At 66.3% G+C, this 12,647-nt stretch carries 15 protein-coding genes; 7 read left to right on the top strand and 8 right to left on the bottom strand.

What is annotated here, in order from left to right; genetic code table 11:
* Nucleotides 1–7: 7 nt before the first annotated feature.
* The 4 genes from AC1D1A_RS20225 (at nt 8) to AC1D1A_RS20210 (ending at nt 2,839) form a co-directional block, all read left to right on the top strand.
* Nucleotides 8–205 carry a hypothetical protein gene (locus AC1D1A_RS20225; RefSeq protein WP_476948559.1) on the top strand — a complete coding sequence of 66 codons (198 nt, stop codon included), beginning with the start codon at nt 8–10 and terminating at the stop codon, nt 203–205.
* A 178-nt stretch (nt 206–383) separates the two neighbouring features.
* Nucleotides 384–530 (top strand): lmo0937 family membrane protein, encoded by a 147-nt coding sequence (locus AC1D1A_RS20220; RefSeq protein ID WP_441410653.1) that lies wholly within the window; start codon nt 384–386, stop codon nt 528–530.
* 1,148 nt (nt 531–1,678) lie between these two features.
* On the top strand, nt 1,679–2,119 hold the full coding sequence (locus tag AC1D1A_RS20215; RefSeq protein WP_476948558.1) for a hypothetical protein: 441 nt from the start codon (nt 1,679–1,681) through the stop codon (nt 2,117–2,119).
* A gap of 24 nt (nt 2,120–2,143) precedes the next feature.
* Nucleotides 2,144–2,839 carry an alkaline phosphatase family protein gene (locus AC1D1A_RS20210; RefSeq protein WP_476948557.1) on the top strand — a complete coding sequence of 232 codons (696 nt, stop codon included), beginning with the start codon at nt 2,144–2,146 and terminating at the stop codon, nt 2,837–2,839.
* Nucleotides 2,840–3,153: 314 nt separating this feature from the next.
* Here AC1D1A_RS20210 and AC1D1A_RS20205 read toward each other — a convergent pair whose 3' ends face one another.
* Entirely contained in the window at nt 3,154–3,396 is a 243-nt protein-coding gene (locus AC1D1A_RS20205; RefSeq protein WP_476948556.1) for a DUF6480 family protein, read from the bottom strand.
* Between the two features lie 113 nt (nt 3,397–3,509).
* On the opposite strand from AC1D1A_RS20205, the gene AC1D1A_RS20200 reads away from it, so the two are divergent.
* Nucleotides 3,510–3,911 (top strand): hypothetical protein, encoded by a 402-nt coding sequence (locus AC1D1A_RS20200; RefSeq protein ID WP_476948555.1) that lies wholly within the window; start codon nt 3,510–3,512, stop codon nt 3,909–3,911.
* Between the two features lie 64 nt (nt 3,912–3,975).
* Here the strand turns inward: AC1D1A_RS20200 and AC1D1A_RS20195 are convergent, their stop codons facing one another.
* On the bottom strand, nt 3,976–4,260 hold the full coding sequence (locus tag AC1D1A_RS20195) for a hypothetical protein (RefSeq protein WP_476948554.1): 285 nt from the start codon (nt 4,258–4,260) through the stop codon (nt 3,976–3,978).
* Between the two features lie 128 nt (nt 4,261–4,388).
* On the opposite strand from AC1D1A_RS20195, the gene AC1D1A_RS20190 reads away from it, so the two are divergent.
* Nucleotides 4,389–4,550, top strand: coding sequence for a hypothetical protein (locus tag AC1D1A_RS20190; RefSeq protein ID WP_476948553.1), 162 nt, complete (start codon nt 4,389–4,391; stop codon nt 4,548–4,550).
* 346 nt (nt 4,551–4,896) lie between these two features.
* On the opposite strand, the gene AC1D1A_RS20185 is transcribed toward AC1D1A_RS20190, so the two are convergent.
* Together AC1D1A_RS20185 and rfaE2 are read right to left on the bottom strand one after the other, a co-directional pair.
* Nucleotides 4,897–5,421 carry a hypothetical protein gene (locus tag AC1D1A_RS20185; protein WP_476948552.1) on the bottom strand — a complete coding sequence of 175 codons (525 nt, stop codon included), beginning with the start codon at nt 5,419–5,421 and terminating at the stop codon, nt 4,897–4,899.
* The gene (gene rfaE2 / locus AC1D1A_RS20180) at nt 5,418–7,028 is read right to left on the bottom strand and encodes a D-glycero-beta-D-manno-heptose 1-phosphate adenylyltransferase (protein WP_476948551.1); all 1,611 of its coding nucleotides are present in this window, start codon (nt 7,026–7,028) and stop codon (nt 5,418–5,420) included. Before rfaE2 ends, AC1D1A_RS20185 begins: the two co-directional genes overlap by 4 nt.
* 304 nt (nt 7,029–7,332) lie before the next feature.
* Between rfaE2 and AC1D1A_RS20175 the strand changes: the two genes are divergently transcribed.
* Nucleotides 7,333–8,490, top strand: coding sequence for a glycosyltransferase family 9 protein (locus tag AC1D1A_RS20175; protein WP_476948550.1), 1,158 nt, complete (start codon nt 7,333–7,335; stop codon nt 8,488–8,490).
* Here AC1D1A_RS20175 and AC1D1A_RS20170 read toward each other — a convergent pair.
* The 4 genes from AC1D1A_RS20170 to AC1D1A_RS20155 all read right to left on the bottom strand — a co-directional run bounded on the left by AC1D1A_RS20170 (nt 8,456) and on the right by AC1D1A_RS20155 (nt 12,639).
* Nucleotides 8,456–9,169 (bottom strand): SDR family oxidoreductase, encoded by a 714-nt coding sequence (locus tag AC1D1A_RS20170; protein WP_243177893.1) that lies wholly within the window; start codon nt 9,167–9,169, stop codon nt 8,456–8,458. The two genes, AC1D1A_RS20175 and AC1D1A_RS20170, sit on opposite strands and share 35 nt — an antisense overlap.
* A gap of 85 nt (nt 9,170–9,254) precedes the next feature.
* Nucleotides 9,255–10,658 (bottom strand): PfkB family carbohydrate kinase, encoded by a 1,404-nt coding sequence (locus AC1D1A_RS20165; RefSeq protein ID WP_476948549.1) that lies wholly within the window; start codon nt 10,656–10,658, stop codon nt 9,255–9,257.
* Entirely contained in the window at nt 10,655–11,374 is a 720-nt protein-coding gene (locus AC1D1A_RS20160) for a D-sedoheptulose-7-phosphate isomerase (RefSeq protein WP_476948548.1), read from the bottom strand. The genes AC1D1A_RS20165 and AC1D1A_RS20160 overlap by 4 nt, the downstream gene beginning before the upstream one ends.
* A complete protein-coding gene (locus AC1D1A_RS20155; protein ID WP_476948568.1) occupies nt 11,371–12,639 on the bottom strand; it encodes a glycosyltransferase in 1,269 nt (422 codons plus the stop codon). The genes AC1D1A_RS20160 and AC1D1A_RS20155 overlap by 4 nt, the downstream gene beginning before the upstream one ends.
* Nucleotides 12,640–12,647: the final 8 nt, after the last annotated feature.

The raw sequence follows: 12,647 nt of genomic DNA, 5'->3' as shown, positions 1-12,647 counted from the left end.
TGCGGTCATGAACGAACACACCGAACCCGGGCCGGCACTACGCGCTGCCCCGTGGACGCGCCGCGAGGACCTGACCACACACCAGATGCGCACCATCGGGCAACGGCGCGCGGCCGCTGAGGAAAAGCTCGCACGCCATCTCAAGCAAGCACACCACTCGTCCGGAGAAAACCCTCCGGCCACGGAAAAATCTCCTGACGTCTAACCGGCCACATCAGCCCCGCCCTACGCCGCACCGGACCGGGCCGGCGTCGGGTGCAGGCCGCACGCAACCCGAACCGAATCCGTGCGAGCCCCTTTCGGGGAACGCCGCGGGCAAATTGGCAGACCGGCCAGGGGGCAGAATCAGCATTTCCACTCGCAGAAAAACAAGGGAGACTCTCATGCTGCTTTGGATAGCCATCATTATCGCTGTTCTCTGGCTTCTCGGCTTGCTCGGAGGCATCGGCGGTGGGCTCATTCACCTGCTTCTGGTAATTGCCGTGGTCGTCCTGATCTTCCACTTCCTCCGCGGCAGGTCCCGCGTGTAGTCCCGCGTGTGAATAGGAACTATGTTCCCGCCGCCGCCGAGTTGTCGGACAGTCGGCAGGTGCCGGAAGAGCATCCATGATGCCCAGCCAGTCAACGCGCCGGGACAAAACTGCCGACGGGTGTTTGCCCCGCCGGTCTCCTGGGAACACAGACATTGAGTGAAGGACTCCCATCCGTAGATCCCGGTCACCTGATGCCCGGCAAATCTCGTTGAACGGCCGGCAGGAAGCGGACCGCAGGATCGCTGAACGGCGGGCTGGACGGACGATGCGGCTCCATCAGCTGGTGGGGCATTAGGCCGCAGGCCGATGGCATAGTTGTTGCATTCGAAACGGAAGGCGGTCCGAATCCTATCCATTCCAGGTGCTTTTTGACTGCGCTGGAGGGAGATGTGATGCCCGGCCGCACGCCGGTTGAGGAGAGCCCGCGGCCGGAGTCTTTGGATCTTCGGCCGAGCCGGGGTTGGCATTTCGGGGCTTTTCTCAATGTCCCTGTTCGGGCTGAGAACAGCCTGAGAGCCGTCCCTCCACGGTCCCGCATCCCACCGGCCGGACCGGGGCCATCAGCAAGCCCGCTTAGGTGGTTGGCCCCGGCGAGTTCCAACGCCACACTCGGGCCAACCACCGCCGCGCGGCCCCCCACTGCGGGCGCACGGCCACGGCACGAAAACCTACCTCCGCACCCGCCGCGCGGCAAGAGCCCGAGGCCCACAAAATCAGAGTGCCCCCGCTGTGTCTACGCAGGGAGAGCCCGCAGCTAGTGTTGACGAGAACGAGGCAAATAGAATCTGGCTGGAGGTCACCGCTGCATGAGCGAACCTTCAACGTTGGGTTTTACCCTGACGCTCCCGCCACACTTCGAGTGGCGCTGCTGTCCTCCTGGCCGGGATCATCACCATGAGCGCGCTACTGGCCTTGGCCGGAGTCACCGCTGCACTGCCGGGACATTCCCGTCCATGGCTCGGCTCCTGTCATAGTCCCCTCCATCCGGAAAATGTGCGGCGGGCTGGCTGTGGAGTCCCGCGCCCGAGAGGCTTCACAGGGCTTACTCAGGGGCTACAGAGACAATGTTGATTCTGGTGTGGAACAGTAGACGCCACTTGGCACCTGGCCCATCGGGAGCCGGGCCAGAGAGAAAGCCGGAACCGATGAGCCGGAATACCTTCGAATTTCTGGGGCTGGACCGCGCGGCACGACCCGCCTCGCTGATTCTTGCAGCCATCCTCGCCGTGGCGGCTACGGCCTGTGAGCCCACCCCGCCAGGAGGCGGGCCATCGCCGGGCAAGGGCAAGACAACGGCCGCCCCCGGCACTCCTACGACAACCCCCTCCCCACAACCCACACAGGCCTCGGGGAAGCCCGGCCACGTCTTCGTGATCAACTTGGAGAACCACGACTACAACGACGTCTGGGGCGCCGAATCGGCGGCCACCTACTTATCGAAGACCCTGCGCCCACAGGGCGTGCTGCTCTCCCAGTACTACGGGACAGACCACAACTCCCTCCCCGACTACCTGGCCCAGATTTCCGGGCAGGGCTCGAACGCCATGACGCGCGCCGATTGCCCTGTATATGCCGAGTTCCAATAAACCGGGACATCCGAGGCGGGCCAGGTGCAGGGTACCGGCTGTGTGTACCCGGCCTCGGTTCCCACCCTTGCAGGCCAGCTCAGTTCCGCCGGCAAGACCTGGAAAGGCTACATGGAGGACATGGGCGCTCCCTGCCAGCATCCCGAGCCCGGCTCCACGGACGATCACAACAAGGCGAAGGCGGGCGACCAATACGCAACGCGCCACAACCCGTTCGTGTATTTTGACGAAATCACATCGTCTCCGGACTGCCCGAACAACGTGGTGGACTACACCCACTTCGCTGATGACCTGAAGTCCACGGACACGACACCGAACCTTTCCTACATCACACCCAACCTGTGCAACGACGGACACGACACACCGTGCATCGACGGGAGGCCCGGCGGTCTCGAAAGCGCCGACAGGTGGCTGCAGCACCAGGTCCCTGCCATCCTGGACTCCCCAGCCTACAAACAGGACGGGATGCTGGTCATCACCTTCGACGAAACCGAAGCCAAGACCTCCGGTCCGTCGGGAGTCGCCGGAGGCACAGCGGGCGGGCGCGTCGGCGCGCTGGTGATCTCGCCGTTCACCAAGGGGAGAACGACGTCGGACACGATGTACAACCACTACAGCCTGCTTGCCAGCATCGAAGACATCTTTTCAGTACCCAGGCTCGGATACGCCGGGGCCGCCGGCCTGAACAGCTTCGGCCCGGATGTCTTCAACGCCCGGTAATCGCCCGTGTCACTTAATTTCCCAGCATTGCCGCTCCCCAATGCAGGGCTCCCACATGGCAAGAAAAACCGCAGTTTCAAATCCTACTGTTGCGTTGTGGCACAGCAGCCCACTAAGGGGCATGTCACAACGTCATTTCTCCTCAGAATGACGAAGGGCACCCCAGAGACCGGCGCCAACTTCCTGGCCTCCGCGGAATCCAGCTTCGTCGCGGGCGAGACCCCTCAACGTCAACGGGGGCGGCCCCACTCCGTGACCCCTTGGCGGATCTAAACATAGCGGCCGCAGTGCCGAGGGGCTGACCCAGCGGGCCCCTATTCGTCGTGGCCCTGGTCCCGGCTCATCGCGTCTTCGGCCGGGGGCGTCTCTCCCGGAGGGACTCCCCCGCCTGGCTCCAGCCCCATGATCTTGCCGCTGAGCGGATCCGGGTTGGCCGAGGCAGCCGGCTCGGCGGCCGGCTCACCCCTCGTGCCCGGATGCGCTAGATGCTCCCCGTTGTTCCCCGACTGCAGTGGCTCCGGGTTGGCCGGGTCACTTTCGGGATGATAGGCGCTCATGATTGTCCCTTTCCTCGTGTGGCGGCTCTGGACTATTTGTAAGCATGCTGATAATCCTGGAACCGTCAATGGCGGGGAACCCGAAGCACTTAAGCGATGTGAGGAGCAAACCGATGGGAATTGGTGACAGCATCAAAAGAGCCGCAGAAAACGCCATGGAAGACCTGGGCGGGACCTCTATGTCGAAGGATGACGGGCATGTGCCCGAGCCGGGGGCGCCCGACGAGGACATCCGGGTTCACTCGTCCATCAGCGAAGGGTCCAACGCCATGGACGACGCCAAGGAGACATCCCGCCGCAGCAACGACCAGCAGCAGCTAACGGACGAAAACGCGGGCCCCGGCGGCGAGGGGAAAACCGGCGACCTCGCGGCTTCGGATGCAGACAGTGCGGTCCGTGAGGTTCCGCGGGACGTGCCGGGCCCGGCAGGCCTTCCCGGCGCGGACCCGGACGCGCTCCGCGCTGACCCATCAGAGGGTGACGAGGATCCCTCCAAGGAAATGGGCCGAAGCTGAAGGGCACCCTCCCGGACCTGAACGTAGAGAGCGTAGTGACATGGTCGAGCGGATAGCCAGTCGCTTATTGCTCGCTGGGCGAACTATATGTTGTCCGGCCCCGCGCCTCAGGGGATTCGTTGTCCTGTTCCTCGGCCGGGCCCGAGGACTTGATCGCATCCTCGGTGCTGCCAGGGACACCGGGCAGATTACCGTTGCCACTGTCCAGGGCTTCGGTTCCCGCTCCGGCACCCGGGTGGTCCGTCGCCGTTGTGCCTTCGTCCTCCCGTGGGTCCCTCGGGATATGACGGGTTCCGTCCCGCCCGCCATCAGGCACGTCGTCGCCAGGCTGGCTAGGTTCGTTGCTCATGACTTCTTAGCTCCTTCCGGAGGCATCGTCCCTCTCACGCTAACAATTGATTGCCTTGAAGGTAAGGGCCGGGCCGGGTTCACCCGGCCACGGGCCCGGCCACCAACGCCTCCCGGAAAGGAATTGAGATGACCTCCGCCTACTTTGCCCGGTTCCTCAGCGAAGCTCTCGCCACCGGCCGCGAGTCCGACGACGGACTGGGCAAGGACGAACTGTACGGCCTCTACACCCGCTGGTGCCTGACAACCAGGACCGGCCACAGCTCGCCCCGTCCCTCCGGGCGGGATTGAAGGAACACCGGATCAACCCAGTGGACAACCGCCTGACGTGACCGGACCGGCCGCCACGGACTACATCCTGGCCAGCTCGCCCGACTTGGCCCAATCGGAACCGCCACCCGGTTCGCCTGAAGCGGTTCCCGCCGGGCTCCGCCGCCCGGCGGGAACCGGCGCCTGCCTCGGCTAGCTGCTCGACACACCGGGCGCCGGCCATTGGGTTGGCCCCATGACTGAGATTCCAGACGAAGACACGGGCCGCCGAGGACGACGCGGCCAGGGATTCACTGGCAGGGAGTTGGACATCGACGACACACACCAGGGTCGAACCGGTGTTGACACCATGGACTCCCTCAGCTGGTCACGGCTTTGGGGCAGGCGCGAGTCTAGTCCGGCAAGTGTCCAGCAGCAATGTCTCCAGGGCCTGAATTTGGGCCGCCGCGCGGTTACTTAGCTGTTCCATGCGGTCCGGGTCGATGCGCTTGTCTTCACGTGACAGCACACGAAGTGTCTTCCAGAGCAGTAGCTTTCCGGTGACGGCTGAGATCAGCGACTCAAGCTCGAGTTGCCCTTTGGCTCCCTCGATGGAATGCAGCGGGTTGAGCGGATCGAGGGCGGCAACCTGCGCCCCGGCCCAGGCAACGGGCTTCTTGTAGGCAGGCATGCTCGAATGAAGTTGTTCGCAGATTTCTTCCAGCGCCCGTTTGTCTTCACTCACCTCGGCTGCGAGCCCGCCGACTTCGCCGGCATGGGACGTGTCCCGCCAGGACTTGGCGGCCTGCTCGAAGAGACGCTCCCCCGCGCTGGCGGCGGTCAGATGGCTGTGCAAGTATGCAGACAAGGAATGGCTGGCAGCTGTATCTTCGGAATCGGCGCTCTTCTTCATCGCAATTTCCCCTTTGTGATCGTACTGATGGTCGTCTGCGGACCGGCTGTTTGCCCGGCATGGTCGGGGGATTTGCTGCGGGGTGTGCCGTCGAAGCTGCGGATCCGGTCCACCACCGCAGTGGTGGACTGTTCAGGAACGTAGTCCAGGATCGCCACCCGGCCGCCATAGCGCTCCACGACGGAGGTTTCTGCCAGCATTTCGGGGCTGTAGTCGCCGCCCTTTGCATAGATCTCCGGACGGATCCTCTTGAGCAGGGGAATGGGCGTGGGAGTGTCGAAAACTGTGACATAGTCCACGCAGCTAAGGGCGGCAATCACAGCGGCACGGTCTGTGATGGTGTTAATGGGCCGTCCGGGCCCCTTCAACCGGCTGACGGATTCGTCGCTGTTCAGAGCCACCACCAGGACATCGCCCAACTGTTTGGCTTGATTGAGGTAACGGGTGTGGCCGCGGTGCAGGACGTCGAAGCACCCGTTGGTGAGAACCACGCGGCGTCCCTCCTCACGGTGCCGGCGCACTTGCCGGGCGAGTTCGTCGGCGTCGAGGGCGGCGCCGGTGAACCCCTCAAGGTGGCGGCTGAGATCCTCAGTACTGCACACCGAAGTTCCCGGACGGTGCACCGCAACGTCGGCGGCGGCCTGGGCAAGATCAACGCTGGTGGTCAGCGGCAGTGACGCCGCCCGGGCAACCGTCAGCGCGGCAACGAAAGTGTCGCCTGCGCCGGATGCTTGCGCCTCTTGGACGGGACGTGCCCACGTCCGGTGGACTTCCCCGGATTTGGGCAACAGAACCGTCCCTTCGCGGTCCAGCGTCACAACCACCGCCTGCGCGCCGGCCGCTTCCAGCAGCTCGTTGCGGTGATCGACGACGGCGGCCGCCCGCTCGGGTCCGGCGGTGAGCTTAACGCCGAGCATGGCGGCAGCTTCCAGGGCGTTCGGGGTGGCCAGGTCCGGTTTCAGTCCGGCCCAGGCACGTGGCTGATGTGCGTCCACGACCAGCAGAAGATTCGAGCGTCCCGGCAGCACGTCAAACAGGGCGCTCCGTACCGCTCCGCTAAGCGCCCCGGCTCCGTAGTCACACAGGACCAATGTGTCCTGGTCTTGCAGCAATTGAGGGATGCATTGTGCCAGTCGGCTCAAGGCCTCCGCCGGGGTCTCACCTGCGACTTCGTCGAGCCGGAGCAGAATTTGGCCGCCGCTGCTGATCCGGATTTTGGTGGTTGTGGTCAGACCGGCCACCTGGTCCACGTAGGTGGCGTCCACGCCACTGTCCCCTAATTGGCGGAGCAGCTCGGCCGAGGCATCATCGCGCCCCGTTAGCCCTGCCAGTCGTACCTTGGCCCCGAGGGCGGTCAGGTTCATGGCGGTGTTGGCGGCGCCGCCCGGAGAGAATTTCCGCTGGCCGACTTCCACGACCGGGGCCGGCGCCTCACGACAGAGCCGGTCAATGGATCCCGACCACCAGCCGTCGAGCATCAAATCGCCGATGACGGTGATGGAAGGCTCAGCCGCCGCCAGCCGTCGGGGCAGCCAGCCGGTCAGGCCGCGCTGGTCCGAGAGGCCGCCCCGGCGCTCGTCGCCATCCTGCGGGCGCGGGCGGGTCACGGCTTCACCCCGCAGTGTCTGATCTGCACGATCGCTGGCATGTTGTTCCTTTCCGGCGGCCCTGTGGTTCGAATGCAAACTGCCCCGTCACGGTCCGGGCGGGAGATCACTCCTACGTAGACCCATACCCTCGTGCCGGGGCATCTACACCCTGCAGCCACGGACAGTTTCAGGTTCCCGAACATCCAGTGCCGGTCCGCGGAAACCGGACCATTGCTTGCGGGGCGAAATGTAGCCAAAGGTTGCGTCCGGGATTTATGGTGGCCCCACACATGTGCACCGGACGGACAGGACAGGACGGGTGGTGGCGGACCTCAGGGCGGAATTCGGCGGAGCTGACATAGCAGGCTGGGGCGTCGGGCCGGTGCTGGAAAAATTTCCGAAGGTCTCGCGGATCGCGGTCCTGYGGGGCGGCGGGCTGGGTGATCTGCTGTTTGCCCTGCCGGCAGTGTCGGCGCTCGTCGCGGCGTACCCCGGGGCAAGTGTCACGATGCTGGGGACCCCCGTCCACACTGAACTGCTGGGGGGCACCCTGGGGCCGGTCAGAGACGTCCGGGTGCTGCCCATAGTGGAAGGCTTGAGGCCCGGCAGGGAAGAACCCGCAGCCACCGACGCCTTCCTGGCCTCCATGCGGGACGAGGAGTTCGATCTCGCGGTTCAGCTTCATGGCGGCGGCCGCTACTCCAATCCGTTCCTCCTGCGCTTGGGGGCCCGCCACACCGTGGGAACGCGGACGCCCGACGCTACGCCACTGGAGCGTAGCGTCCCCTACGCCTATTACCAGCACGAGCCGCTTCGGGGGCTGGAGGTGGCGGGACTGGCCGGCGCTCCCCCGGTTGACCTGGAAGCCAGGCTGCGGCCACAGGACCAGCACCTGTCCAAGGTCAAGGAATTCCTTGATCGCCTCCGCGACAGCGCGGCAACCCCTGTTGTGGCTGTCCATCCCGGCGCCATGGATCCCCGCCGGCGCTGGCCGGCGGAGAGGTTCGGCGAGGTGGCGGCGGCCTGCGCCGCCGATGGCTGCCGTGTGGTGGTAGTAGGCACCGCGGACGAACGGCAACTCGCTGCCGGGGTCGTGACGGCGGCCGGCTCAGACCGGGTCATCTCACTGGCCGGCACACTCAGCCTGGGCGCCTTGGCGGCGTTGTTGGAGAGCTGTGCTGTGTTGCTGGGCAATGACAGCGGCCCCCGCCATCTGGCCCAGGCCCTGGGGACGCCGACGGTGGGCTTGTACTGGGTTGGCAACCTGATCAACGCAGGGCCGCTGGGCCGAAGCCTGCACCGCATCCATCTGTCATGGGTGACGCGGTGCCCGCAATGCGGCGCCGACCTCACCCAGGTGGGATGGACGGCGCCGCGCTGCGGGCACGATACCTCCCTCCTGGCGGGAATCAGTCCGGCGGATGTTTACGCGGACGTGCGGTGGTTCACGGCCAGGACTCCTCTTGCGCATGGCAGATGAGCAACTCGCGGACTTCACAGCCCGGAGGCTGGGAAAGTGCAAACATCACGGCCTGCGCCACCCTGGCCGGATCGTTCAGGCGCGAACCGTCCTGCGGCTTGTACTTCTCGGCCCGGTCGTCGAAGAACCGGGTATTCATCCCGCCCGGGATCAGCGTGGTCACGCCGATCTCTGCACCCGTCTCCGCGGCAAGCGCCTGGCTGAATCCGATGACGCCGAACTTGGACGCGCAGTATGCCGAAGCCTCCGGCAGCGCCCGCAACCCCAACGTCGAGGCCACCGTGACAACCCGGCCGCGGGAGGATTTCAGGTACGGCAGGGCCGCCCGCACCACCGAGACTGTACCGAGGAGATTGACGAAGATGACCTGTTCCCAGTCGTCTGCCGGGACGTCCTCGAGCTTTCCGCACCGGTCAATTCCTGCCGCTGTCACCACCGCGTCCAATCCGCCCAGGGCCTCCGCGGCCTGCGCAATGGCGGCCGTCACCGCTGCCCGGTCAGCAACATCGACTTCGAGGGCCTTCGCCGCGGACACGTTCCGGACATCGCGGTCGAGGACGAACGGCGTCCCGCCGGCGTCGAGCACGGCGTTGACGACGGCGGCACCAAGTCCTGATCCCCCTCCGCTCACCACCACCCTGCCGGGCGTGGATGGGGCAGGTGGGCTAAACCTCTTCATGGTGTTCCTTTCATTGGCGGCCAATACCTGGCCGGTTTGGATTCACGGGAAATGGATTCAGATGATCTGACCATTTGCCGCTGGGTCAGCCCACGCGGGCGAGCGCCGCGGCGAGCAGGGTCGTGGAGCGGGCAGGGTGGTAGGGAACGCTAAGGCAACGGCCTCCCCAGCTCTCCACCACGGCGGACTCGGGCAGTTGTGCGGCCTCGTAGTCACCGCCCTTCACCCAGACGTCCGGGCGCAACCGTTCAAGGCACCGTTCCGGGGTGTCCTCGTCGAACACCACGACGGCGTCGACGCTTTCGAGGGAAAGCAGCAGCTCGGACCTGTCCTGTTCGCCCATGATGGGACGGCTTGCCCCCTTGATGCGGCGGGCCGAGGCATCTGAGTTCAGGCAGACGACGAGGCAGTCGCCCAGGGCTCTGGCTGCTGCGAGGGTGCGGGCGTGTCCGGCGTGCAGGAGATCGAAGCACCCGCCGGTCGCAACCACGGTTCCACCGTTTTGCCGCACCCTGCGGATCCAGTCCAGCGCGTCAGTTTCCTGTGCCGGGAAGGGCAGTGGCGGAGGCGCCGACGGCAGGGCGGCAACGCCGCCTGTTGCCAGGAATGAAGAGGCCTCGCGGACCGCTCGGCGGCAGGAATCTTCGAGCCCCCTTCCGGCCATAAGGTGGACCGCCAGCCTGGCCGCGAGCTTGTCGCCCGCACCGCAAGCATCAGCCACAGCGATTCGCGGCGCCGGGAGCTGAACAGGCGCGGGTGACGACTCCCGTACGAGGGTCGCTCCCTGTCCGCCCTGTGTGACGAGGACGGCCCGGCTGCGCCAATGCCGCAACAGCTTGCCCGCGAGTTCACCGGTCCCCGCCATCGAGTCCGTCCCTGCCTCCGGGAACGGAGCCGCCGACGCCCTGGCCCTCAGGGCGGCCGCGATGTTGGAGGCCTCGGAGTGGTTTGGTGTCACGACGGCGACCCCTGGAACAGGATCGGCTCCGGCCGGGTGCGGGTCCCAGATGACGGGGATGTCCCGGGCGAGGCGTTCGAGTGCAGTGCGCAGGGCACGGTTCGACGTCAGGCCGCGGCCGTAGTCCGCCACGACCACGGCCCCGGCTCCCTCCAGTGCCTGGAGCATGTCCGGTGTCACTTCCGGCAGGGGCCGGCACTGGCAACCTTCGTCAAACCGGGCCACCGGGTGCCCTCCTGCCCGAAGGCGGGTCTTGACCGGGGTCGGGGCTCCTGACGGGCCGGCGACCACGGTGATGGCGCTCAGCTGTTCCAGGAGCCGATGGCCTGGTTCGTCCCGGCCAAGTGCGGTCACGAGGCACACCTGGTGGCCGTCACTGCTCAGCATCCGGGCCACGAGCCCGGCACCCCCGGCTCTCGCCCTGACGGCCGCGACGTCCACGACGGGCACTGGCCCGTCCGGGCAGAGCCGGGTCGCTGAACCGTCAAGGTCAACGTCGAGCAGCACGTCACCTACAACCGCGATCTTCATGGCCGCCCCCGTTGCTGCTGTTTGTGCCGGTCCAGTCGATGGATCTCGGCGTCGAACGCCCGACACATTGCGTGCAAGGCGATCAGATGGCACTCCTGGACGTTGGCTGCGGGCCCATCGATGGCAATCGCTTCATCGCACCTGAGCGAGAGGGGGTTCGGCCCCCGGCCGGTCATAGCCCACGTCGTGACGCCCACCCGGGCGGCAGCTTCGGCCGCGCGGAGGAGGTTGGGGCTTTTTCCACTTGTGGACAGCAGCATCAGGATGTCCCGGGGGCGGCCGTGCGCCCGCACTTGCCGGGCGTAAAGCTCCTCGAAGCCGTAGTCATTGGCGATAGCTGTCACCGCGGAGGTCTCGGCGTGCAGCGAAATGGCGGAAAACGGCGCCCTTTCGGCGTCGAAACGTCCCACCAGCTCGGCCGTGAGATGCTGGGCCTCCGCCGCGGAACCGCCGTTCCCGGCGGCAAGCAGGCGGTTTCCGCCCAGCAGCCGCCGGGCTAGTTCCTCGCCCCAGGCAGCCAGTGTCGGGGACTGGCCCAGCAACGATTCCAGGGACGGCACCACACATCGCAGGTGCGCCTGGACTGCTGCGACCGAGTCAGGACGAGTCTTGGTGTCCGCGCTTTCGCCACCTTGAACCGCTGACGACACCAGGCCGGCCCACGGGACCGATCGGGGTGTGATTTGTGCCTGCGTAAGCGGCGGCTCGATAGTCACAGCACTGCTCCTTCCGCGGCGTGCACTTGGCCGGCGGCGCCGAGCCGCCGGGCCGTCGCGTTTCCGGTGAGGGTCTGCAAATAAGCCTTTTCAGTCTCGGCCGCCACCCGGTCCCAGCTGTAGCGGGCCCGTGCGCGCTGCTGGCCAGCGCGGCCCAGTTCCTCCCGCAGCCCCTTATCGGACAACAGCCGGGCGAGCGCAGCAGCGGTGGCCCCGGGGTCCAAAGGCGGAACGTGCAGGCCAGTGCCGCCGTCCACGACGGTGTCCCTGAGGCCGCCCACGGCCGAGGCGACCACCGGGACGCCGCAAGCCATGGCTTCGAGGGGCACGATGCCGAACGGTTCGTACCATGGCGTACATGCGACGGCGTCTGCGCTGCGGAAGATCTTCGGCATGGCCTCCCGGGGCTCTTGTCCACGGAAGATGACGTGCTCCCGGACACCGAGTTCCGCAGCGATGGCCAGCAGGCGGCGGGCTTCGGCGTCTGATTCGGTCGCTGTGGCATCGCCTCCGCCGCCGACGATCAGGAGCTCGACGTCGCCAAATCCGGCGACCATCAGCAGCGGCAGTGCCCGGATGACCACTTCGACGCCCTTTCGGGGCACGAGACGTCCGACCGACAGGATTCGGTGGGTCCTGTTGCGTTTGTCGGCGGGTCCGGAACCCGTAAAGAGATCCAGATCGACCCCGCATGGGGCTATCGAGATCTTCTCCGGAGGGATCCCCATCGCCTTGAGCTCGAAGGCCTCGTCGGAGCAGGTGGCGATGATCCGGTCCGCGCCGTGGCCGACCGACGGCTCCAGCCATTGCCTCTCAAGAGGGCTGGTGTCCGCTCCGCCCTGATGGCGGCGTTTGACCGTGCCGAGGGCGTGGAAGGTCTGGACCACCGGGAGGTGGACGCTGCCGCCTGGCCTGCGCCGCGCCGCGTCAAGCGCCGCCACGCCGGACATCCAGAAGTGCCCGTGCACCAAATCAGGTGGCCGTCGTGCCCAATCGCGCGCCAATCCGTTCGCCAGTTCGCCCATGAAGGGAAGGAGTTCGTCCTTGGGCACGGGCGCTGATGGTCCGGCCTGGACGTGGACCACTTCCAGCCGCGGGGAGATCCGGACCCTGCCCGGCAGGTCCGCTGAGTCCCGCCTGGTGTATACCGTGACGTCGTGGCCGCGCCTCGCCAGGGCGGCCGACAGGGCCGCCACGTGGACGTTCTGCCCCCCTGCATCAACTCCGCCGAGGGCGGCCAGCGGGCTGGCGTGCTCGGAAACCATTGAAATTT

This window comes from Arthrobacter sp. P1_B9 (assembly GCF_056406495.1).
Note: the sequence above shows the minus strand (reverse complement) of the source record. Positions and strands in the feature narration are given on the sequence as shown.